Origin of the sequence: Herbaspirillum sp. GW103 (assembly GCF_000261365.1) — a bacterium.
In the GTDB taxonomy this organism is placed as follows: domain Bacteria; phylum Pseudomonadota; class Gammaproteobacteria; order Burkholderiales; family Burkholderiaceae_D; genus Herbaspirillum.
Window position 1 is genome coordinate 711,452 of record NZ_AJVC01000006.1, and the last position, 23,100, is coordinate 734,551.

The window sequence follows — 23,100 nt, forward strand, 5'->3', positions numbered from 1 at the left end:
CGGAAAACAAGATGAATTACTCGGGCAAACACGTTCTGGTGCTCGGACTCGGCGAGTCCGGCCTGGCAATGGCGCGGTGGCTGGTCTACTGCGGCGCCGGCGTGCGCGTGGCCGATACCCGTAGCGAAGCGGCGCTGGCTGAGCGCCTGGCGGCCTTGCGCGCCGACGCGCCCGAGGCCGAGGCCGTGCTGGGCCAGGCATTGGCACCCTCGTTGCTGGAGGGAATCGATTTCGTCGCCGTCAGTCCCGGCCTGGCCCCCGCAGGCGAACTGGCCCCGCTGATGCCGGCCATCGCCGAGCGCGGCCTGCCGCTGTGGGGCGAGATCGAACTGTTCGCCCAGGCCCTGGCCGCCCTGCGCGAAGAGACCCTGTATCAACCCAAGGTGCTGGCCATCACCGGCACCAACGGCAAGACCACCGTGACCCGCCTGACCGGTCTTTTATGCGAGCGTGCCGGGCTGTCGGTGCAGGTGGCAGGCAACATCAGCCCGGCTGCGCTGGATGTGCTGCGTGAAGCCGTGATCAAGGACAAGATCTTCCTGGCCGAACTGGCCGAGCAGGATGCCCGCGACGCGGCTCAGGCCGCAGCCGAAGCCGAGGCACAAGCGGCCCAACAGGCCGTGCTGGACGCCCGCCAGGCCGCCGAGGCCGAGAAGCATCGCCGTGCTGCGGCCAGCATCGAGCAGGCCGCCGCGATTGCCGTGCCGGTCCTGCAGGCGCAGCCCGACGTAGCCGCGCCAGCGCCTGAACCGGCGCCGCAGGGAGAACTGCTGGCCAGCGAGGAACCCCCGCACGAAGCTGCCGAGCACACGGTACCGGATACCGGGCAGCCCACCGAGGCCACCCTGGACGTGGCCTCCGACGTGGTGCCGCAAGCCGATATGGCGGCCCCCGCCACCACGGGCGAAGCCATGAGCCTGGGCGACTTCATGGAAGTCTCGCGCAAGGCCGAGGAAGATGCGCTGGTGGAAGTGCCTCCGCCGCCGCCACCGGAGCCGAGCTATCGCGGTTCCCTGCCGCAGGCCTGGGTGCTGGAGCTCTCCAGCTTCCAGCTGCACACCACGCACAGCCTGCAGCCGCATGCCGCCACCGTCCTGAACCTGACCCAGGACCACCTCGACTGGCACGGCAGCATGGACAACTACGCCGCCGACAAGGCCCGCATCTTCGGCCAGGACACCGTACGCGTGCTCAACCGCGATGACGCACTGGTGATGGAGATGAGCGCCGCCGCTGCGCCGCTGTCCACCTTCGGTCTGGACGAACCGTCCACCCCCAACAGCTTCGGCCTGGTCAATGACAATGGCATGCTGTGGCTGGCCAACGCCTTCGTGCATGAAGACGATGAAGTTCCGGAAGGCAAGCGTCGCCGCAAGCAGAAGGACATGCTGCCGCCGCCGGTGACCGTCAAGCGCCTCATGCCTGCCGATGCCCTGCGCATCCGTGGCGCCCACAACGCCATGAATGCGCTGGCCGCGCTGGCCTTGTGCCGCGCCGTCGATCTGCCGATGGCGCCGCTGCTGCACGGTCTGCGCGACTACACGGGCGAACCGCACCGGGTGGAACTGGTCGGCGTGATCCAGGACGTCGAGTACTACGACGACAGCAAGGGCACCAATGTCGGCGCCACCGTGGCTGCGCTCAATGGACTGGGTTTGGGTGGCCGTCCCAACCGCATCGTGCTGATCGCCGGTGGTGATGGCAAGGGTCAGGACTTTTCGCCGCTGGATCTGCCGGTGCAGAAATACGCCCGCGCCGTCTTGCTGATCGGTCGCGACGGCCCCGCCGTGCGCGCGGCCCTGGCCGACAGCGGTGTCGAACTCATCGATTGTGCCAGCCTGGAAGCGGCCGTGGAAAAGGCCGGTGAACTCGCCGCCGCCGGCGATATCGTACTGCTCTCGCCGGCCTGCGCCAGCCTGGACATGTTCCGCAACTATGCCCATCGCGCCGAGGTCTTCGTGGACGCGGTGCGCGAACTGGCGCTCTCGCGCGGTGAGGTGCTGGCATGAAACTGGGCCTGTCCTCGGTGCGCAACTGGCTGGGCGGCTTGAAACAGGCCGCGCCGGTGGCCGCCGGTCGCGCCCGCAGCAGCCGTGGCAGCGCATCGGGCAGCATCGGCTTCGAGCAGCGCTCGCGCATGATGGAATACGACCAGCCGCTGATCTGGGTGGTCCTGCTGTTGATGCTGTTCGGCATGGTGATGGTGTATTCGGCCTCGGTGGCATTGCCGGACTCGCCCAAGTACGCGTCCTATTCGAATTACCACTTCCTGATCCGCCAGGCGATCTTCATCGTGCTCTCCATCGTGGCCGGTGCGGTGGTCTTCCGCGTGCCCATCGAGACCTGGCAGAAGTGGGCGCCCTATCTCTTTGCCATCACGCTGATCCTGCTGCTGATGGTGCTCATTCCGGGCGTGGGCAAGGGGGTCAATGGTGCCAAGCGCTGGCTCTCGCTGAAGATCATCAACCTGCAGCCCTCCGAACTGATGAAGCTCTTCATCGTGCTGTATGCCGCCGACTACACGGTGCGCAAGCAGGCGGTGATGCACAAGCTGGTCAAGGGCTTCTTCCCCATGGCCGCCGCCGTCGGCCTGGTCGGCCTGCTGTTGCTGCTGGAGCCTGACCTGGGTGCTTTCGGCGTGATCGTCTGCATCGCCATGGGCATCCTGTTCCTGGGCGGCATCAACGGCGTCTGGTTCGGCGGTATCGGGGCTACCCTGGTGGGGGTGTTCTCGCTGGTCATCGTCACCTCGCCGTGGCGGCGCGAGCGCATTTTTGCCTATCTGAATCCCTGGGAGGAAGAAAACGCGCTGGGCAAGGCCTATCAGTTGTCGCATTCGCTGATCGCCTTCGGGCGCGGCGAACTGTTCGGCGTCGGGCTGGGCGGCAGCGTGGAAAAGCTGCATTACCTGCCCGAAGCGCATACCGACTTCCTGCTCGCCGTCATCGGCGAGGAGCTCGGTTTCGTCGGGGTGCTGGTGGTGGTGTTGCTGTTCTACTGGCTGGTCAAGCATTCCTTCGAGATCGGTCGCCAGGCCATCGCGCTGGACCTCACCTTTGCCGGCCTGGTGGCCAAGGGCATCGGTATCTGGCTGGGCGTGCAGGCCTTCATCAACATGGGCGTGAACCTCGGCCTGCTGCCGACCAAGGGCCTGACGCTGCCGCTGATGAGTTATGGCGGTTCGGGTGTGCTGTTGAATTGCGTGGGCCTGGCCATCCTGCTGCGCATCGATTACGAAAACCGGGTACTCATGCGCGGAGGCCGTCCATGAGCGCGCCGCGCAAGTTGCTGATCATGGCCGCCGGTACCGGCGGCCACATCTTCCCGGGTCTGGCGATCGCCGACACCATGCGCGCGCGCGGCTGGCAAGTGAGCTGGCTGGGCACCACGCACGGCATGGAGCGCGAGCTGGTGCCGCGCCATGGCGTGGAGATGGACAGCATTGTCTTCGCCGGCCTGCGCGGCAAGGGGCTGCTGCATACGGTCAAGGGGATGTGGCGTCTGCTGGCAAGCTTCCTGCATTGCCATGCCATCCTCGGCCGTCGTCGTCCCGATGTGGTGCTGGGCATGGGCGGTTACGTCACCGTACCGGGCGGCGTGATGGCGCGCCTGCGCGGCAAGCCGCTGGTGCTGGTCAATGCGGATGCGGCACTGCTGCTGTCGAACAAGACCCTGGCGCCGATGGCGACCAAGCTTCTCTTTGGCTTCCCGGCCGATTTCGGCCGTGCGGCGGGCAAGGCCGAGGTCACCGGCAATCCGGTGCGCAAGGAAATCATCGCGCTGCCGCAGCCGGCCCAACGTTACGCCGGCCGCAGCGGCCCGCTGAAGATTCTGGTGGTGGGCGGCAGCTTGGGCGCCAAGGTCTTGAACGACAACGTGCCCGCCGCGCTGGCGAAGCTGCCTGCCCAGTTGCGTCCGCAAGTGACGCACCAGTCGGGCAAGCAGCATATCGCCGCCTTGCGCGCAGCCTACGAGGCCGCAGGCGTGCAGGCCGAAGTGGTCGATTTCATCGACGACATGCCGCGCCGCTATGCCGAGGCCGATCTGGTGATCTGCCGCGCCGGGGCCATCACGGTCTCCGAGCTGACGGCTGCGGGCGTGGCCAGCGTGTTGGTGCCGCTGGCGGTATCGACCACCTCGCACCAGATCGACAATGCGAAGTGGATGGCACGGAACAAGGCGGCGATTCACTTGCCGCAACGCGAACTGACGCCGGATCACCTGGCCGGTTTGCTGCAGAAACTGGACCGCGCTGCATGCCATGACATGGCACAGGCGGCATACGAACAAGGCCGGCGCGACGCCAACGAGGCAATCGCGCGCGTGCTGGAAGGACTGGTAACACCATGAAGCATCGCGTCAAGAACATTCATTTCGTGGGTATCGGCGGCTCAGGCATGAGCGGTATCGCCGAAGTGCTGCTCAACCTCGGCTATGGCGTCTCAGGCTCCGACCTGGGCAGCAATGCCGCCACCCAGCGCCTGGCGCAGCTGGGCGCCAACATCCGCTATGGCCATGCGGCCGAGAACATCGAAGGCGCTGACGCCATCGTCACCTCCACCGCCGTCAGGGGCGACAACCCGGAAGTGCTGGCCGCGCGCAAGAAGCACATCCCCATCGTGCCGCGCGCGGTGATGCTGGGTGAACTGATGCGCCTGAAGAAGGGCATTGCCATTGCCGGCACCCACGGCAAGACCACCACCACCAGCCTGGTGGCCAGCGTGCTGGCCCAAGGCGGACTGGACCCGACCTTCGTCATCGGTGGCCGGCTCACCAGCGCCGGCGCCAATGCCAAGCTGGGCACCGGTGAATTCATCGTGGCCGAAGCCGATGAGTCGGATGCGTCCTTCCTCAACCTGACGCCCGTGATCGAAGTCATCACCAACATCGATGCCGATCACATGGAAACCTACAACCATGACTTCGCGCGTCTGAAGCAAGCCTTCGTCGAGTTCACCCAGCGCCTGCCGTTCTACGGTGTGGCAGTGCTGTGCCTGGATGATCCGCACGTGCGCGAGATCATGCCCATGGTCTCCAAGCCCATTCTGACCTACGGCTTCCATGACGACGCCGACGTGCGCGCCATCGAGGCCCGCGCCGTGGAGGGCAAGATGGAATTCACCGTGATCCAGGACGGCTACGCACCCATGCAGGTGAGCCTGAACCAGCCCGGCATGCACAACGTGCAGAATGCCTGCGCCGCCATCGCCATTGCCCGTGAACTGGATGTGGATGATGTCGCCACCCAGAAGGCGCTGACCGAATTCAACGGTGTGGGCCGCCGCTTTACCCGCTATGGCGAGGTGCCGATCACCGATGCGCAGGGCAATCCCGCTGGCCACTTCACGCTGGTGGACGATTACGGCCATCACCCGGTCGAGACCGCCGCCACCATCGCCGCCGCCCGTGGCGCCTATCCGGGCCGCCGCCTGGTGCTGGCCTTCCAGCCGCACCGCTACACCCGTACGCGCGATCTGTTCGAGGATTTCGTGAAGGTATTGTCCTCACCCGATGTGCTGGTGCTGGGTGAAGTGTATGCCGCCGGTGAAGCCCCCATCGTGGCCGCCGATGGCCGTTCGCTGGCGCATGCGCTGCGCGCGGCCGGCAAGGTGGAGCCAGTTTTCGTGGACGACATCGGCGACATGCCCGAGACCATCCGCAATGTGGTGCGCGACGGCGACGTCGTCATGACCATGGGGGCTGGATCGATTTCCGCCGTACCGGGGCGTTTGGTCGCGCACGCCGGTGGCAAGAATGAACAGGGGGCCGCATGATCAGCCAGGACCAGATCAAGGCCTTTGGCCGCGTCGGCGTGCTCTTCGGTGGTCGTTCCGCCGAGCGCGAAGTGTCGATGATGTCGGGCAATGGCGTCTTGCAGGCCCTGCGCAGCAAGGGGGTGGATGCGCATCCCTTCGATCCGGCTGAGCGCAGCCTGGGTGAATTGCAGGCCGAGAAATTCGACCGCGTCTTCATCGCCCTGCATGGCCGCTATGGCGAAGACGGCACGCTGCAAGGTGCGCTGGAACAGATGGGCTTGCCCTATACCGGCCCGGGCGTGATGGCCTCCAGCATCGCTATGGACAAGATCATGACCAAGCGCATCTGGCTCTCGCATGCTCTGCCCACGCCGCGCTTCCTGAGCCTGGATGCCAAGGCCACCTCGCGCGAGCAATTGCGCGTGGTGCCCGACGAGCTGGGTTTGCCTCTGATGCTCAAGGCGCCGCATGAAGGCTCGACCATCGGCATTGCCAAGGTCAACGGTTATTCCGACATGCAGGTGAGCTTCGAGATGTGCGCCCGCTATGACAGCGTGGTGCTGGCCGAGGAATTCATCCGTGGTCGTGAACTGACGGTGCCGGTACTGGGGCAGGGACGCGATGCGCGGGCCTTGCCGGTCATCGAGATCTGCGCGCCGGATGGCAACTACGACTACCAGAACAAGTATTTCACCGACGACACGAAATATTACTGCCCCGCCCCGCTGGATGCGGAACTGACGCGCCATATCCAGGATCTGGCGGTACGGGCTTTCAATGCGTTGGGTTGCCGTGGCTGGAGCCGCGTGGACTTCATGCTGCGTGAGGCGGATGGAAAGGCTGAGCCTTACCTGATCGAAATCAACACCTCGCCCGGCATGACTGGCCATTCGCTGGTACCGATGGCGGCCAAGGCGGTGGGCATGAGCTATGAAGACCTGTGCTGCGAGATTTTGGCGATGGCCGCGCTGGACATGAGGCCATCGAAGGACTGGACGCCGCAGGCGGGCCAGCCGTGATGGTCCGGGTTTAAGGAAGAACGCGTCGATGTGGCAGGACGTCAAGATGCTCAACGCCATCAGCAGTGCGCTTTTTGCGCTGGTGCTGCTGGCCCTGGTGGCATCGGGTTTGTGGTGGGTGGCGCAGCGGCCGATGTTTACGCTGCACACGATACGCATCGAATCAGCCAGCGATATGCCGCTGGAGAAGGTCAATGCCTTGACGGTGCGGGCCACTGCGGTGCCGCGCATCCATGGCAATTTCTTCACGGCCGACCTGACGGCGGTACGTGCGGCCTTCGAAGCCGTGCCCTGGGTGCGCAAGGCCATGGTGCGGCGTGAATGGCCGGACCGGCTGGTGGTGAAGATCGAGGAACACAAGGCCCTGGGTACCTGGGGCGAAGATGGCAAGTTGTTGTCGCAGAAGGGTGACGTGTTCACCGCCAACCTGGCCGAGGCCGAGGATGACGGTGAGCTGCTGGAGTTCGATGGCCCCCCCGGCAGCGAGAAGCAGGTGGTGGCGCGACTGGCCTTGTTCCGTCAGTGGTTCGCGCCCATCAAGCTGGAGCCGGAGTCGGTGGTGCTGTCGAACCGCTATGCCTGGACCGTACGGCTGGACAATGGCATGACGGTCGAGCTGGGCCGCGAGCAGGGCGATGCGATATTGAAGGAACGGGTGGCGCGGCTGGTGGCGGCCTATCCGCAGCTGATGGAACGATTGCAGGGAAAGATAGAAAGCGTCGACCTGCGCTATCCCAACGGGATGGCCTTGAAGGCGGATGGCCTGGTGCTGGCGGCAATGAACGGGAAAAAGAAATAAGCGGAACGCTATGACAAAAGACGCAAAAAATCTGATCGTCGGTCTGGACATCGGCACCTCGAAAGTGGTGGCGGTGGTGGCCGAGGTGCTGCCCGATGGCCGCCATGAAGTGATCGGGCTGGGGCAGTCCGAATCCAAGGGGCTCAAGAAGGGCGTGGTCGTCAACATCGAGGCCACCGTGGAATCGATACAGCGCGCCCTGGAAGAAGCCGAGCTGATGGCCGACTGCAAGATCCGCAATGTCTACACGGGCATCGCCGGCAGTCACATCCGCAGCTTCAATTCCAGCGGCATGGTCGCCATCAAGGACAAGGAAGTGACCGCCGCCGACGTCTCGCGCGTGATCGAGACCGCCAAGGCCGTCAACATCCCGACCGACCAGCAACTGCTGCACACGGTCCCGCAGGAATTCATCGTCGACAACCAGGAAGACGTGCGCGAGCCCATCGGCATGAGCGGTATCCGCCTGGAAGTGAAGGTGCACATCGTCACCGGTGCGGTTTCTGCCGTGCAGAACATCGTCAAGTGCGTGCGCCGTTGCGGTCTGGAAGTCTCCGACCTGATCCTGCAACCGATGGCCTCGGCCGATTCGGTGCTGACCACGGATGAGCGCGAACTGGGCGTGGTGCTGGTCGACATCGGTGGCGGCACCACCGATGTGGCGGTCTTCACCGAAGGCGCGATCCGTCATACCGCCGTGATCCCGATTGCCGGTGACCAGATCACCAACGACATCGCCATGGCCCTGCGCACCCCCACGCTGGAAGCCGAAGAGATCAAGCTGCGCTATGGCGTGGCCAAGCAGATCCTGGCCGATCCGACCGAGACGCTGGAAGTGCCCGGCCTGGGCGACCGCAATCCGCGCACCCTGTCGCGCCAGGCGCTGGCCGCCGTCATCGAGCCGCGCGTCGAAGAGCTGTTTGCGCTGGTGCATCAGGTGGTGCGCGAGTCGGGTTATGAAGAGGTGCTGTCCTCGGGCATCGTGCTCACCGGTGGCTCGGCAATGATGCCCGGCATGACCGAACTGGCCGAAGACATCTTCCTGAAACCGGCGCGCCTGGGCACGCCCGAATACAGCGGCCAGCTGGCTGACGTGGTACGCAGCCCGCGCTACTCGACCGTATTGGGCCTGCTGCAGGAAGCCAAGAAACAGTATCTGCGCGGCTACATCGTGACCCGCCAGGAAGGTTCGGTCAAGGCGGTCTGGCAGCGCATGAAGGAGTGGTTCCTCGGCAATTTCTGAACCCTTCGCGAAGGCCGTCGCGTGCGGCCGTCGATGATTGCTTCAGGATGTAAAAGCATTGGTTGTTGCTGGCGGTTCAGTTGTAGGGTTCTGGCAGTAAAAAAATGATGAAGACCGCAGCAAATTTGCAGCAGGGTTTTCTTGGAATAGCGGTATCAAGGCATCATTCGCAGTATTCGCAGTATTCGCAGCATTGGCAGTACGGCATTAGAAGAAACAACAGGGAATCAAGTACATAGACAGCAGTGATCAGTTGCTAGTCGTCACACCGCGTGATGCCTATCAACTGCCAGCTGCAGGACACATATATTTTAAGGAGTCATCATGGAAATCGATATGGTCGACAATGCGACGCTGGGTACGATCATCAAGGTCGTGGGCGTTGGCGGTGCTGGCGGCAATGCCGTGCAGCACATGATTAACAAGGGTGTGTCCGGCGTCGAATTCATCGCCGCCAACACGGATGCCCAGGCACTGAAGCAATCCAAGGCGCACAACGTCATCCAGATCGGCGACACCGGTCTGGGCGCCGGCATGCAGCCCGACGTCGGTCGTCGGCTGGCCGAGGAAACCCGGGCCCGCATCGAAGACTCCCTGCGCGGCGCGCACATGGTCTTCATCGCCGCCGGCATGGGCGGCGGCACCGGCACCGGCGCTGCTCCGGTGGTGGCGCAGGTGGCCAAGTCGCTGGGCGCACTGACGGTAGCCGTGGTCTCCAAGCCCTTCTCCTACGAAGGCCAGAAGTGCATGGACATCGCCGATGCCGGACTGGAAGAGCTGACCCAGCACGTCGATTCGCTGATCATCATCCTCAATGAAAAACTGGAAGAGATCTACGAAGACGACAGCATGATCGAATGGCTGTCTCACGCCGATGACGTGTTGAATAATGCGGTGGCCGGTATCGCCGAAATCATCAATGTGCCCGGCCACATCAACGTCGACTTCAACGACGTCAAGACCATCATGGGCGAGCAGGGCAAGGCCATGATGGGCACCGCTACCGCTGCCGGTGTCGACCGCGCCCGCGTGGCCGCCGAGCAGGCCGTGGCTTCGCCGCTGCTCGATGGCATCGATTTGTCCGGCGCGCGCGGCGTGCTGGTCAACGTCACTGCCAGCCGCGGCCTCAAGGGCAAGGAAATCAAGGAAGTCATGGCCACCGTGCGCGCCTTCGCCGCACCGGACGCCTCGATTGCCCAGGGCATCGCCTACGACGACAGCATGGGTGACGAGATCCGCGTGACCGTCGTGGCCACCGGCCTGGGCCGTGCCCGCAAGGCCGTGCAGCTGGTGCAGACCCCGGTCATGCGCACCGGTACCCACAACGAGCCGATGATGGCCGTCGGTGGCGCCATGCCGCAAGGTACGGCACAACCGGCCGGTGCCACTTTCGGTGGTCTGAAGGCGCCGGCCGTGTGGCGTCGCGAGTCGGCTTCGGACACCGTGCGCGCCCTGGAAAAGAACGGCATGGAAACCTACGACATCCCGGCCTTCCTGCGCAAGCAGGCGGACTGATCGTCGTTGGCCAGGAGCGGTCGGCGGCTTCAAAGCAGGCCGGCCGGTTCCAAGGCATACTAACGCCGCGCCACGTGCGCGGCGTTTTTTCGTGCGCAGCGTGCCGGCAATTCATCTGCTGAATCGATCAATCGCGGCAGAGGCATCTGTTTCACCACTTAATTCACAGTCCTACAACCAGACGAGGAAACACCATGACCATCAAGATCGGCGACCGCCTGCCCGAAGGCACCCTGACCGAATTCATCGAGACCGAAACCGAAGGCTGCAGCCTGGGGCCCAATGCCTTCAAGGTGTCGGACCTGGTCAAGGGCAAGAAGATCGCCCTGTTCGCACTGCCCGGCGCCTTCACCCCGACCTGTTCGGCCAAGCACGTGCCGGGCTACATCGCCCTGGCCGACCAGTTCAAGGCCAAGGGTGTGGATGAGATCTGGTGCCTCTCGGTCAACGACGCCTTCGTCATGGGCGCCTGGGGCCGCGACCAGAAGGCCACCGGCATCGTGCGCATGTTCGGTGACGGCAGCGCCACCTTCACCAAGGCCCTGGGCATGGAATTCGACCTGACCGAACGCAACATGGGGGTACGCTCGCAGCGCTATTCCATGCTGGTCGAAGACGGTGTGGTCAAGCAGCTGAACCTGGAAGCACCGGGCAAGTTCGAAGTCTCCAACGCCGAAACCCTGCTGGCCCAGCTGGGCTGATGCGTCCGGGGAACTCCCCGGCCAGGCAGTGAGCGCAAGACGGCATGCTGCGGCATGCCGTTTTTCCTGGGGGAAAGGTATTCATCGATCTGATTGCTCAATACCCCCGCCGTCGCCTGTTTTACAGATAGGAACGATTTGCAACAAAGCCGTACCATACGGGGCGGGGCCGGGGCATCTTGGCTATAATGACCGGATGTTGAAACAGCGCACAATCAAGAATCTGGTCAAGACCACGGGCGTGGGCCTGCACTCCGGCACCAAGGTCGAGCTGACCCTGCGGCCGGCGGCAGCCGATACCGGCATCCTGTTTCGCCGCGTGGATCTGGACCCGGTGGTCGAGCTGCCGATGATCGCCACTGGCGTGGGCGATACCCGCATGGCATCGACCCTGACCAAGGATGGCGCCAAGGTGTCCACCGTCGAACACCTGCTGTCGGCCTGCGCCGGGCTGGGCATCGACAATCTCATCATCGACCTGACCGCCGAAGAAATCCCCATCATGGATGGTTCGGCTTCGTCCTTTGTCTTCCTGCTGCAGCAGGCTGGCCTGCAGGAGCAGAACGCGCCCAAGAAATTCATCCGCGTGAAAAAGCCCGTGGAAGTGCGTGAAGGCAGCGGCGACAAGGAAAAATGGGCGCGTCTTGAACCGTACGACGGTTTCCGCCTGAAGTTCTTCATCGAATTCAATCACCCGGCCGTGGACGGCACCGGGCAGGTGGCCGAGGTCGATTTCGGCATCGACTCCTACGTCAAGGAAATCGCCCGCGCGCGCACCTTCGGTTTCATGCAGGATGTGGAGACCCTGCGCGGCATGGGCCTGGCCCGTGGCGGTTCTTTCGAGAACGCCATCGTCATGGATGAGTACCGCATCCTCAATGCCGACGGCCTGCGCTACGACAACGAGTTCGTGCGCCACAAGATCCTGGATGCCATTGGCGATCTCTACATCATCGGCCATCCGCTGCTGGCCAGCTACGATGCCCACAAGTCCGGCCACGGCCTGAACAATCTGCTGTTGCGTGAACTGCTCTCGCAACCGGATGCCTATGAAATCGTCAGTTTCGACCAGCTCGACCAGGCACCGCAGACCTACGTGATGCAGGCCCAGCAGGAGTGGGCACTGAACTGACCGATCCCCGCATCGACCCCATGAACGAACGCCCCGGCCTGGACCGGGGCGTTTGGTTTTCTGGCGATCTGACGAGAGAAATCTCGTAAATTTTTTATAAGGATTTCGTCAAGCGGCTATTTTCCCTCGGGAAATGGCGGATCTTCGCCTGTCTGTTTGGCCAATATGCGCTGGTCGCGGCGGCGTATCATGGCGTCGATGGCTTCCTTCAAGCCTTGGCTGCGCGGGTCGCGCGCCAGCGTACTGCTGAGTTCGGCAAAGGAGGAGAGGGCGTTTTCGGTCAGTTCCAGCACCCGTTTGGGCGCTGGGGGAGGGGCCGTCCGGCCAACTTGCACTTTGATTCGGATTGAATTAACCTGCCATCCGTCCTTCAGCAGGCGGTCCTGCAGCTTCGGGGTTTGCTGCTTCAACCGTGCCGCCAGCGCTGCATTGGGCGCGCTCATGACCAGCACGCCAGCTTCAAACTGCAAGATCTGACACGCGGCAAACATCGCCGGCAAGCTCGCGGCGACCGACTGCTGCAGCGTGCCCATGCGAGCCAGGGCGGGCAAGAGCGCCGCCATCGTCGAATTCGACCGCAAGAAATCCGCGGCTCCCTTCGTGCTCTTCGCCATGCGTTGGGCGCTCGTGGGAGCGGGCCGATAAGGGGTAAACGTAGATGGGACCTTCATCTTTAAACCTTATCACATCCGGTGTCTGACCGGCCGGAGACCAAGGAGCAAAGATGCAAATTATCCTGCTGCACCCCCGCTTTACCAAAGCCCGGTCCGTCACCCTCGGGACCCGGCACCTGCTGCTGATGATGTTGCTGCTGGTGGTGCTGATCGCCGCTTCCTCGCTGGGGATCACCTACTTCCTGATCAACAAGGCCACCGATCCGGATGCCGCGCCCATGCTGCACAAGCTGGCCGTCTCGATGAGCCAGGAAGAAGATGGCCGCAACGAGAAATTCCTCAAGGAAAACCTCGCCATGATGGCCGTGAAGGTCGGCGAGATGCAGGCCCAGATGATGCGTCTGGATGCCCTGGGCGAGCGGGTGCAGGGCCTGGCCGGCATCCGCCCCGAGGAATTCAACTTCAAGGAGTCACCCGGTCGCGGCGGCGCCGAAGTCTCCAGCCTGGCCGGACCCGGCCGCGACGTCGGCATGGACGAGCTGCGCCGCATGCTCGACACCCTGGCCGTGGACGCCGGTCACCGCACCGACTACCTCAACGCCGTCGAATCCACCCTGATGGGCGACAAGATCAAGTCGCGCCTGTTGCCGACCAATCAACCGGTCAACGTGGCCTACAACTCGTCGAGCTTCGGCTGGCGCCTGGACCCCTTCACCGGCCACAACGCCTTCCACGAGGGCCTGGACTTCCCGGCACCGGTGGGCACCCCCATCGTGGCCGCCGCCGCCGGGGTGGTGATCGCCTCCGAATATCATTACCAGTTTGGCAACATGCTGGAAATCGACCACGGCAACAACATCATCACCCGCTACGCCCACGCCTCGCGGCTGTACGTGAAGGTGGGCGACATCGTCAAGCGCGGTCAGCGCGTGGCCGATGTGGGCTCGACCGGACGTTCGACCGGGGCGCACCTGCATTTCGAGGTACGTATCCGGGGCGTGGCCCAGGATCCGCGCAAGTTCCTGGCCTTGGGCGCCACCGGCGGCAACCAGCCCAAGCAGTTGCCGGTCTTCGTGGCGGGGCGCTAGGCCGGACGGGTGTTTCCGGCCAGGCGAGCCGTCTGCAGGCCGCATTCCCGGCAAATTGCTGCATGCCGGGCAAGCGCAATATGGCGATTTCTGCCAAATTGCGTCCCCCCATTGAAACCTTGCAAACACGCCCGATCTAAAGCGAATGCTGCGCGTGGCCGCCCCGGCGAGCCAATGCCTTCGGCCTGCGTGCTAGAATCCATGGTTTATTTTCGGGCGTTATCGGCTGGAATCCCGCGAGCCGGGAGCCCAACGTCATTCTGCCGGATCGTTCATCGGCGCTTTTATAGAATCCAAGCATGTCATTCCTGACCAAGATTTTCGGCAGCCGTAACCAGCGACTGCTCAAACAATATCAAAAAATCGTCCGCCAGATTAATGCGCTGGAGCCGTCGGTCGAGAAGCTGAGCGACGCCGAACTGCAAGCCAAGACGCCCGAATTCAAGCAACGCATCGCCGGCGGCGAGACGCTGGACGCGATCCTGCCGGAAGCCTTCGCGGTCTGCCGGGAAGCCTCCCGTCGCGTACTCAAGATGCGCCACTTCGACGTTCAGCTCATCGGCGGCATGGCGCTGCACTTCGGCAAGATCGCCGAAATGCGCACCGGTGAAGGCAAGACCCTGATGGCAACCCTGCCGGCCTACCTCAATGCCCTGGCCGGCAAGGGTGTCCACGTGGTGACCGTCAACGACTACCTGGCCCAGCGCGATGCCGAAGACATGGGCCGCCTCTACAGCTGGCTGGGCCTGACCACCGGCGTGAACCTGTCGCAGATGGAACACGACGTCAAGCAGGAAGCCTACGCCGCCGACATCACCTACGGTACCAACAACGAGTTCGGTTTCGACTACCTGCGCGACAACATGGTCTTCGACGCCGACGACCGCGTGCAGCGCGCCCTGAACTTCGCCATCGTCGACGAAGTGGACTCGATCCTGATCGACGAAGCGCGTACCCCGCTGATCATCTCCGGCCAGGCCGAGAACCACACCGAGCTGTATCACAAGATCAACGCCGTACCGCCGCTGCTGACCCTGCAGATCGGTGAGGAAACCCCGGACGGCAAGGGCAAGATCGAAGTCCCCGGCGACTACACCAAGGACGAGAAGAGCCACCAGGTGCTGCTGACCGAAGCCGGTCACGACAAGGCCGAGGAAATCCTCACCCAGATGGGCCTGCTGCCCGAAGGCGCATCGCTCTATGATGCCGCCAACATCACCCTGATCCACCACCTGTATGCCGCCCTGCGCGCGCACACCCTGTATCACCGCGACCAGCATTACGTGGTGCAGAACGGCGAAGTGGTGATCGTCGATGAATTCACCGGCCGCCTGATGACCGGCCGCCGCTGGTCCGATGGCCTGCACCAGGCCGTCGAAGCCAAGGAAGGCGTGAAGATCCAGAACGAGAACCAGACCCTGGCCTCGATCACCTTCCAGAACTACTTCCGCATGTATGCCAAGCTGTCCGGCATGACCGGTACGGCTGATACCGAAGCCTACGAATTCCAGGAAATCTATCACCTGGAAACCGTGGTGATCCCGCCCAACCGTCCCAATGCCCGCAAGGACCGCCAGGACCAGGTCTACAAGACCGCGCAAGAGAAGTACATGGCCATGGTCAAGGATATCCAGGACTGCTACGAGCGCGGCCAGCCCGTGCTGGTGGGCACCACCTCGATCGAGAACTCGGAACTGCTCTCGGGCATCCTGACCAAGTCCAAGCTGCCGCACAATGTCCTGAACGCCAAGCAGCACGCGCGTGAAGCGGAGATCGTGGCGCAGGCCGGCCGTCCCAAGATGATCACCATTGCCACCAACATGGCCGGTCGCGGTACCGACATCGTGCTGGGCGGCAACGTGGGCAAGCAGATCCAGCTGATCGAAGCCGACGAGTCCTTGTCGGAGGCCGACAAGGCCGCCAAGTCGCAGCAGCTGCGCGATGAATGGCAGTCCCTGCACGACCACGTGGTCAATGCCGGCGGCCTGCACATCATCGGCACCGAGCGTCACGAATCGCGCCGCGTGGACAACCAGCTGCGTGGCCGTTCGGGCCGCCAGGGCGATCCGGGTTCCTCGCGCTTCTACCTGTCGCTGGACGATGCGCTGCTGCGTATCTTCGCCGGCGACCGCGTGCGCGCCATCATGGACCGCCTGAAGATGCCCGAAGGCGAACCGATCGAAGCCGGCATCGTGAGCCGCTCCATCGAGTCGGCCCAGCGCAAGGTGGAAGCCCGCAACTTCGACATCCGCAAGCAATTGCTGGAATACGACGACGTCGCCAACGACCAGCGCAAGGTCATTTACCAGCAGCGCAACGAGTTGCTGGAGTCGGTCGAGATGGCCGAGATGATCGCCTCCCTGCGCGAAGGTGTCTTCACCGATCTGTTCCGCCAGTACGTGCCGGCCGAGTCGATGGAAGAGCAGTGGGATATCCCCGGCCTGCAAGCCGTGCTCAACAACGAATGGCAGCTCGAGGTCGATCTGGAAGCCCTGCTCAAGGACGAGCCCGACATGGCCGACGACGAGCTGCTGGAACGCCTGCTCACCGCCGCCAAGGATGCCTACGAATCCAAGGTGGCCGTGGTTGGCGTGGAGGCCTTCGCCGGCTTCGAGCGCAGCGTCATGCTGCAGAGCATCGACAACCACTGGCGCGAACACCTGGCCGCGCTGGATCACCTGCGCCAGGGCATCCACCTGCGCGGCTATGCGCAGAAGAACCCGAAGCAGGAATACAAGCGCGAAGCGTTTGAGCTGTTCGCCCAGATGCTGGACCTGATCAAGAACGAAGTGATCAAGGTGGTCATGACCGTGCGCATCCAGAGCCGCGAAGAAATCGAGGCGGCCGAGGAAAGCATGTCCGGTGGCTCGCCCATCAACGTCAACTACCAGCACGCCGACTTCGACCCCGAAGCCGCACCGGAAGAACTGCTGGCACCGACCGCGCAGGCCGGGTCCGAGGACGATGGTTCGGAATACCCCAAGGTCGGCCGCAACGATCCCTGCCCCTGCGGCAGCGGCAAGAAGTACAAGCAGTGCCACGGCAAGCTGGCCTGAACCAGAGTCCCCGGTTCGGCCGCAAACTGGCCAGATGTGAAGAGGCTGTCCACCCAAGCGGGTGGGCGGCCTTTTTTACATCCTGCAGGTGAAGGCTTCTGCAAAATTGCCCCGGCTCCCCTTATGATGAGCGCTCCGGCAGCCAACGCCTGCCGCCCAGGAGAACAAGAAGATGTCCCTCGCCAAGATGTTTCGTGCGTCCCGTTCCGGCTTCACCGCCACCGCTATCGCCGTCCTGCTGGCCGGCTGCGCTTCCTCGCCGCTACCGCAATGGCGCGACAGCGATAACCCGGGCTACGCGCCCATCACTCCCTCCATCCCGGTGACCAATACCGGCGTGCCCGCCGTGGCCATCAGCACGGCTGCGCCCACGCGTGCGGCACTGGTGGAAGCGGCCAAGGCCGAGTGGGATTTCTTCGGCAACCAGCAGATCGATATGCGCCATGAGCCCTTCAGCGCCCCGCGCCTGGGCTTGCTGGAAGACGAGGGCGAGGCCGTGCAGCGGGTGGCCGAATACTGGCACGCGGTCGGCAAGAACCTGACCGGTGCGGACTGCCAGCAAGCCTGGTCGGCCGCCTTCATTTCCTGGCTGATGGTGAGCACCAATGTGCCGCCGCAGGATTTTGCGCCCAGCGAAACCCATTTCAATTACCTGAGCTTCCTCAAGGACCGCCAGTCGCGCCCCTCGCCGCAATTCGTGTTGCGCCCCCCCGAGAGCGAGCCAATTGCTCCTGGTGACCTGCTCTGCGCCCCGCGCGGCAACAACAACATCACCTCCATTGACGAGATCCGCCCCGGCCTGGCGGGCCACTGCGATATGGTGGTGGAGGTGCATGCCGATGATGGTTGGGCCGGGGTGATCGGCGGCAATGTCTTCAATTCGGTGTCCGAATCCCTGATCCCGGTGGATGAGCAGGGCCGCGCCCAGCCGATTGCGGCGCGTCCCTGGCTGGTGGTGGTCAAGAATCTGCTGCCCTGATGCGCAGGCTGCCATGCTGATACTGGCCAAGCTGCTGTTGGGGCCGCTGTTGCTGGCGCAGGCCAGACGCCTGCGCAAGACCGCGCTGCGGCTGCCGGAAGCGGCCGGTCCGCGCAGCGGCGTGGAGTTCGCCCCCCTGCGCGGGACGCTGGTGGCTGAACCTTTGCGCGTGCTGGTGGTGGGCGACTCTTCCGCAGCGGGCGTCGGCGTCGAGCATCAGGAGCATGCCCTGGCTCAGCCGCTGGCACGCCAGCTGGCCGTACGCACCGGCCATCCGGTGGCCTGGCAGTTGGTGGCGCAGAGCGGTGTCAATTCGCTGGAAGCGCTGGATCTGCTGGGACGCCACGAGATCGGCCCGGCCACCGTGCTGGTGGTGGCGCTGGGAGTGAACGATGTCACCTCGCAGATGAGTCCGCAGCGCTACGTGGCCAACCTGCGCCTGCTGTGCGAGCGTCTGATGGCGCAGGCCGGGGTGGAGCACATCGTCTTTTCGGGCTTGCCGCCCATGCACCTGTTGCCGGTGGCGCCGCAGCCGCTGCGCTGGTACCTGGGCCGCTATGCGCGCAAGCTGGACCGGGCGCTGCGCGACTGGATCGGCGCCGACGCCGCGCTGCGCTACTGCTCGCTGCAATGGGCGCTGCCGCATGAGATGGCCATCGACCGCTTCCACCCTGGCCATGGCCAATATGCAGAATGGGCCAGGATGAGCGCCGAGATCATCGAAAGCGAGTTCCTGCGTCATCAGCCGGTGACGGAAAGTGTTTAAAATACGCGTTCCGATTTTTACGCTGAAAGCTCGCCATGGCCGTCAATTCCCCGATTCCCGTTCCTTCCGACCTGAAAGCCGTTGCCGGCATCGAACTCGGCCATGCCGAAGCGGGCGTGCGCAAGGCCAATCGCAAGGACGTGCTGGTCATGAAGCTGGCCGAGACGGCTACCGTGGCGGGCGTCTTCACCAAGAACCGCTTCTGCGCCGCCCCGGTGCAGATTTGCCAGGCCAACCTGGCGCAGCTGAGCGCCGGCAAGCCCATCCGCGCCCTGGTGATCAACACCGGCAACGCCAACGCCGGCACCGGTGAAGAAGGCCTGCAGCGCGCCAAGTCGGTCTGCGCCGCGCTGGCCCGGGAGATGGGTGTGGAGCCGCAGCAGATCCTGCCGTTCTCCACCGGCGTGATCCTGGAGCCGCTACCGGCCGACCGCATCATCGCGGGCCTGCCGCAAGCCATAGCCAACCTCAAGGCCGACAACTGGTTCAACGCGGCCGAGTCCATCATGACCACCGACACCCAGCCCAAGGCCGCTTCGCGTACGCTCACCATCGGCGGCAAGCAGGTGGTGATGACCGGCATCAGCAAGGGCGCTGGCATGATCAAGCCCAACATGGCCACCATGCTGGGTTTCCTGGCCTTCGACGCCAAGCTGCCGCAGGCGCTGCTGAACCAGCTGGTCAAGGACGCCGCTGACCATTCCTTCAACTGCATCACCATCGATGGCGATACCTCGACCAACGATTCCTTCATCCTGATGGCCACTGGTGCAGGCGAGCTGGAGATCACCAGCGCCGACAGCGAGGAATACAAGCAACTGGCCGCAGCCGTCACCGACCTGTCGCAGCATCTGGCGCACCAGATCGTGCGCGATGGCGAAGGCGCGACCAAGTTCATCGAAGTGGCCGTGGAAGACGGCAAGAGCATCGAGGAATGCCGCCAGATCGCCTATTCCATCGGCCATTCGCCGCTGGTCAAGACTGCCTTCTTCGCCTCCGACCCGAACCTGGGCCGCATCCTGGCCGCCATCGGCTATGCCGGTATCGATGATCTGGATGTGTCGAAGATCAACCTGTGGCTGGACGACGTGTGGGTCGCCAAGGATGGTGGCCGCAACCCGGATTACCGCGAAGAAGACGGCCAGCGCGTCATGAAGAAGGCCGAGATCGTGGTGCGCGTGAAGCTGGCGCGCGGCACCGCCAAGGCCTCCATCTGGACCTGCGACCTGTCGCATGACTACGTGTCGATCAACGCCGACTATCGTTCCTGAGCATCGCCATGACCCAGCTAGATCAATTCCTGCAGCGTGCCGAAGCCTTGCTGGCGCGCGTCGAAGCCATCCTGCCCAACGCCGCCGCCCGTGAACCGGACTGGAACGCCGCCGTCGCCTTCCGCTGGCGCGGCGCCACCGCGCAGCGTGCCGGTTACCTGCAGGCGGTGGGCCACATCTCCAGGATCGGCCTGTCGGACCTGCACAATATCGGTCCGCAAAAGGAACAGATTGACCAGAACACCCGCCAGTTCGTCGAAGGCCGCCCGGCCAACAACGTACTGCTGACCGGTGCGCGCGGTACCGGCAAGTCCTCGCTCATCAAGGCTTGCCTGAACCAGTACGCCGACCGTGGCCTGCGCCTGATCGAGGTGGACAAGGATGACCTGCACGACCTGCAGGACATCGTCGAGCTGGTGGCCTCGCGCCCGGAGCGCTTCATCGTCTTTTGCGACGATCTTTCCTTCGAGGAAGGCGAGGGTGGTTACAAGGCCCTGAAGGTGGCGCTGGACGGCAGCATCGCCGCACAGTCGGACAACGTGCTGATCTACGCCACCTCCAACCGTCGCCACCTGATGCCGGAGCGCCTCTCCGACAACAGCACCTATACCCACACCGAGGACGGCGACCTGCATCCCGGCGAGACGGTGGAAGAAAAGATTTCGCTCTCCGAGCGCTTTGGCCTGTGGGTGACCTTCTACCCCTTCAAGCAGGATGATTTCCTGGACATCGTGGCGCACTGGCTGCGCCACTTCGGTTGCAACGACGCCCAGATCGCCGACGCCCGCGCCGATGCCCTGCGCTGGGCCCTGCAACGCAGCTCGCGCTCGGGCCGCGTGGCCTGGCAGTTTGCGCGCGACTACGCGGGCAAGGCGCAAGGCTGATGGCGGCGACGCCATCCAGGCCCATCGACGTGGCCGTGGGCATCCTGATGCAGCCCAACGGCGACGTGCTGCTGGGCCAGCGTCCGGAAGGCAAGCCCTATGCAGGCTACTGGGAATTCCCCGGTGGCAAGGTGGAGCAGGGGGAAAGCATCTTCGCGGCCTTGCAGCGCGAGTTCAAGGAAGAACTGGGTATCGAGGTGCTCGATGGCGAACCCTGGTGCGGCGTCGAGCATGTCTATCCGCATGCCCATGTGCGTCTGCATTTCTACATCAGCCGCCAGTGGCGCGGCCAGCCGCAGAGCCTGGAAGGCCAGGCCTTTGCCTGGCAGGGCGGTGTGGACGTGGAGCCACTGCTGCCGGCCACCATCCCGCTGATCCAGTGGCTGGATCAGCTCAGGTACGGCGACAAAGGCTGAAAATAGGCGGGTTTGAGGCGATATGAAGGAAAAAGCCCGTGATCACTGCACGGGCTTGTCGCCTTCGTCTTCCAGGGGCAGGTTCACTGCGGGGATGGTGTACTTTTCTTCCGCCCAGGCACCCAGGTCGATCTGCTTGCAGCGTTCGGAACAGAAGGGGCGGTACTTGTTCTTCTCGTTCCATTCCACTTTGGTGCCACAGGTCGGGCAGTCTACGATCGTTGCCATACGTTTTACTTCACTTCATTTCATTCAGATTACAGGTCAAAAGCCGCACAGCGCCAGCTCGAAGGGCACTTCGCCATCGAAGGCACGCGGCTTTTCGTCGCCATCCTGCTGGGTGAAGCGCACCCACAGCATGTATTTGTTGGCCGAGATCTCGGGAATTGCGCCGAGTTCGATGTCGAGCGACAGGCGTAGCATCTGGTAGACCTTCCCTTGTAGCATCTGCTGGTAACTGCCGCCTTCGGCGTTGATCTTGACGGCATGTCCTGATTCGCGCAGCAGCCGCATGACGATGCCGATGGCATCGAACAGCGGGATCAGCGGGGCGAACCAGTTGGAGATGTCCTGGAAACGGCGGTCGAAGGGATGCTGTTGCCAGGCGTAATAGGCCGGCAGGTCGAATTCGCAGGCCCCGCCCGGGATGATGGTGCGTCCGCGGATGCTCATCAACCATTCATTGTCGCGGATGTTCTGCCCGGTCTTGCCCTGGGCGGCTGCGAGGGCGCTGCTGGCCTGGTCGACTTCGGCCAGGATGGCGCTGAGCATCTCGGGCTCGACATTGGGGTTGGACTGGTAGGCCAGCAGGATCTGCTTCTGCCGTTCCAGCTCTTGCAGCAGGTCGGACTTGAGGTCGGCGCGTCCGGCGACCTCCAGCATTTCGAAAATGGTGGCAAGGGCGATGTGATGCTGATGCGGGCTTTCCTGGTGCAGGAAGAAGACGAATTTCTCGTAGAGGTCTTCCAGTCGCAACAGCGTGCGAATACGCTCGTTGAAAGGGTATTCGTAGACGATCAAAGCATGATCCCTTTATTGGTTGAACCGGACTTGTTAGGCCGCTGACAGGCCGCGTGGGTGCAATAACCTCGTCAACATGTGCAATGTCTGTGATTCTGACCCATGCAGAAGAAAATTACAAATGCAGTCGGCATCAAATGAAGCTGCTTTGCCGGTTCGCCTTTGCCCGGCTGCCCGTGTGCATTGCCGCCTCATCAGGGGATGCCTGCCCGTGCTTCAGGACGCCCCCGCCAGCGCCAGGTAACGCGCATGCAGCGCACGGACCTGGTCCGGCAGCGCGGCATTGCTGCCACCGTTGTCGATGACATCCTGCGCCACGGCCAGGCGGGCCTGGCGGCTGGCCTGGGCGGCCATGATGGCTTCCACTTCTTCACGCTGCAGGCCATTGCGCTGCATGACGCGCTCGATCTGGACCTCTTCCGGGCAATCCACCACCAGGATACGGCTGGCGCGACCGACCCAGGTGCCGGACTCCACCAGCAGCGGCACCACGAAGATGACGTAGGGGCCGGTGGCGAGCTCGGCCTCGCGCACGGTCTCGCTGCGGATCAGCGGATGCAGGATGGCTTCCAGCGCATGACGCGCGCTCGGATTGCCGAACACGTGCTGGCGCATGCGGGTGCGGTCCATGGCGCCGTGGGCATCGATGAACTGGTCGCCGAAATGCGCGCGAATGGGCGCAATGGCCAGGCCCTGCGGTGCGGTCAGGGCATGGGCGATGGCATCGGTATCCACCAGCGCAGCGCCCAGCGCGCCGAACAGATTGGCCACCGTGGTCTTGCCGCTGCCGATGCCGCCGGTCAGGCCGATGGTGAAGCGTTCAGTCAGTGAGGTCATGGGA

The 23,100-nt window shown here is 63.7% G+C and carries 21 protein-coding genes; 17 read left to right on the forward strand and 4 right to left on the reverse strand.

Going from position 1 to position 23,100, the window contains the following annotated elements:
• The first annotated feature begins 11 nt into the window (after window positions 1-11).
• The 10 genes from murD to lpxC all read left to right on the forward strand — a co-directional run bounded on the left by murD (window position 12) and on the right by lpxC (window position 12,165).
• Complete coding sequence (murD, locus tag GWL_RS21770; RefSeq protein WP_008334529.1) at window positions 12-2,009, forward strand: UDP-N-acetylmuramoyl-L-alanine--D-glutamate ligase; 1,998 nt, start codon at window positions 12-14, stop codon at window positions 2,007-2,009.
• Window positions 2,006-3,271 carry a putative lipid II flippase FtsW gene (gene ftsW / locus GWL_RS21775; protein ID WP_008334530.1) on the forward strand — a complete coding sequence of 422 codons (1,266 nt, stop codon included), beginning with the start codon at window positions 2,006-2,008 and terminating at the stop codon, window positions 3,269-3,271. The genes murD and ftsW overlap by 4 nt, the downstream gene beginning before the upstream one ends.
• A complete protein-coding gene (murG, locus tag GWL_RS21780) occupies window positions 3,268-4,350 on the forward strand; it encodes an undecaprenyldiphospho-muramoylpentapeptide beta-N-acetylglucosaminyltransferase (protein ID WP_008334531.1) in 1,083 nt (360 codons plus the stop codon). Before ftsW ends, murG begins: the two co-directional genes overlap by 4 nt.
• Entirely contained in the window at window positions 4,347-5,774 is a 1,428-nt protein-coding gene (gene murC / locus GWL_RS21785; RefSeq protein WP_008334533.1) for a UDP-N-acetylmuramate--L-alanine ligase, read from the forward strand. The genes murG and murC overlap by 4 nt, the downstream gene beginning before the upstream one ends.
• Window positions 5,771-6,775, forward strand: coding sequence for a D-alanine--D-alanine ligase (locus tag GWL_RS21790; RefSeq protein ID WP_008334541.1), 1,005 nt, complete (start codon window positions 5,771-5,773; stop codon window positions 6,773-6,775). Before murC ends, GWL_RS21790 begins: the two co-directional genes overlap by 4 nt.
• Before the next feature lie 28 nt (window positions 6,776-6,803).
• Complete coding sequence (locus GWL_RS21795; RefSeq protein ID WP_008334542.1) at window positions 6,804-7,574, forward strand: cell division protein FtsQ/DivIB; 771 nt, start codon at window positions 6,804-6,806, stop codon at window positions 7,572-7,574.
• A gap of 10 nt (window positions 7,575-7,584) precedes the next feature.
• A complete protein-coding gene (gene ftsA, locus GWL_RS21800) occupies window positions 7,585-8,817 on the forward strand; it encodes a cell division protein FtsA (protein WP_008334543.1) in 1,233 nt (410 codons plus the stop codon).
• A 324-nt stretch (window positions 8,818-9,141) separates the two neighbouring features.
• Window positions 9,142-10,332 (forward strand): cell division protein FtsZ, encoded by a 1,191-nt coding sequence (gene ftsZ, locus GWL_RS21805; RefSeq protein ID WP_008334544.1) that lies wholly within the window; start codon window positions 9,142-9,144, stop codon window positions 10,330-10,332.
• A 194-nt stretch (window positions 10,333-10,526) separates the two neighbouring features.
• Window positions 10,527-11,033 carry a peroxiredoxin gene (locus GWL_RS21810; RefSeq protein WP_008334546.1) on the forward strand — a complete coding sequence of 169 codons (507 nt, stop codon included), beginning with the start codon at window positions 10,527-10,529 and terminating at the stop codon, window positions 11,031-11,033.
• A 196-nt stretch (window positions 11,034-11,229) separates the two neighbouring features.
• Complete coding sequence (gene lpxC, locus GWL_RS21815) at window positions 11,230-12,165, forward strand: UDP-3-O-acyl-N-acetylglucosamine deacetylase (RefSeq protein WP_008334548.1); 936 nt, start codon at window positions 11,230-11,232, stop codon at window positions 12,163-12,165.
• A 116-nt stretch (window positions 12,166-12,281) separates the two neighbouring features.
• On the opposite strand, the gene GWL_RS21820 is transcribed toward lpxC, so the two are convergent.
• Complete coding sequence (locus GWL_RS21820) at window positions 12,282-12,836, reverse strand: DciA family protein (RefSeq protein ID WP_034351610.1); 555 nt, start codon at window positions 12,834-12,836, stop codon at window positions 12,282-12,284.
• Between the two features lie 53 nt (window positions 12,837-12,889).
• Here GWL_RS21820 and GWL_RS21825 point away from each other — a divergent pair, with 53 nt between their 5' ends.
• From GWL_RS21825 to GWL_RS21855, 7 genes are all read left to right on the forward strand, one after another.
• Window positions 12,890-13,867, forward strand: a complete 978-nt coding sequence (locus tag GWL_RS21825) for a M23 family metallopeptidase (protein WP_008334553.1) — start codon at window positions 12,890-12,892, stop codon at window positions 13,865-13,867.
• A gap of 299 nt (window positions 13,868-14,166) precedes the next feature.
• Window positions 14,167-16,923: a preprotein translocase subunit SecA gene (gene secA, locus GWL_RS21830; RefSeq protein ID WP_008334558.1), complete on the forward strand. Its 2,757-nt coding sequence runs from the start codon at window positions 14,167-14,169 to the stop codon at window positions 16,921-16,923.
• Between the two features lie 172 nt (window positions 16,924-17,095).
• Complete coding sequence (locus GWL_RS21835) at window positions 17,096-17,902, forward strand: DUF2272 domain-containing protein (RefSeq protein ID WP_008334567.1); 807 nt, start codon at window positions 17,096-17,098, stop codon at window positions 17,900-17,902.
• 13 nt (window positions 17,903-17,915) lie between these two features.
• The gene (locus GWL_RS21840) at window positions 17,916-18,668 is read left to right on the forward strand and encodes an SGNH/GDSL hydrolase family protein (protein WP_008334568.1); all 753 of its coding nucleotides are present in this window, start codon (window positions 17,916-17,918) and stop codon (window positions 18,666-18,668) included.
• Between the two features lie 35 nt (window positions 18,669-18,703).
• A complete protein-coding gene (gene argJ / locus GWL_RS21845) occupies window positions 18,704-19,939 on the forward strand; it encodes a bifunctional glutamate N-acetyltransferase/amino-acid acetyltransferase ArgJ (RefSeq protein ID WP_008334569.1) in 1,236 nt (411 codons plus the stop codon).
• Between the two features lie 8 nt (window positions 19,940-19,947).
• Entirely contained in the window at window positions 19,948-20,823 is an 876-nt protein-coding gene (locus GWL_RS21850) for an ATP-binding protein (RefSeq protein ID WP_008334570.1), read from the forward strand.
• A complete protein-coding gene (locus GWL_RS21855; protein WP_008334571.1) occupies window positions 20,823-21,239 on the forward strand; it encodes an NUDIX domain-containing protein in 417 nt (138 codons plus the stop codon). Before GWL_RS21850 ends, GWL_RS21855 begins: the two co-directional genes overlap by 1 nt.
• Window positions 21,240-21,281: 42 nt before the next feature.
• Here the strand turns inward: GWL_RS21855 and yacG are convergent, their stop codons facing one another.
• The 3 genes from yacG to coaE form a co-directional block, all read right to left on the reverse strand.
• Window positions 21,282-21,467, reverse strand: a complete 186-nt coding sequence (gene yacG, locus GWL_RS21860; RefSeq protein WP_034351612.1) for a DNA gyrase inhibitor YacG — start codon at window positions 21,465-21,467, stop codon at window positions 21,282-21,284.
• 36 nt (window positions 21,468-21,503) lie between these two features.
• Entirely contained in the window at window positions 21,504-22,259 is a 756-nt protein-coding gene (gene zapD, locus GWL_RS21865; RefSeq protein WP_008334573.1) for a cell division protein ZapD, read from the reverse strand.
• 216 nt (window positions 22,260-22,475) lie between these two features.
• Complete coding sequence (gene coaE / locus GWL_RS21870) at window positions 22,476-23,096, reverse strand: dephospho-CoA kinase (protein ID WP_008334575.1); 621 nt, start codon at window positions 23,094-23,096, stop codon at window positions 22,476-22,478.
• Window positions 23,097-23,100 lie beyond the last annotated feature (4 nt).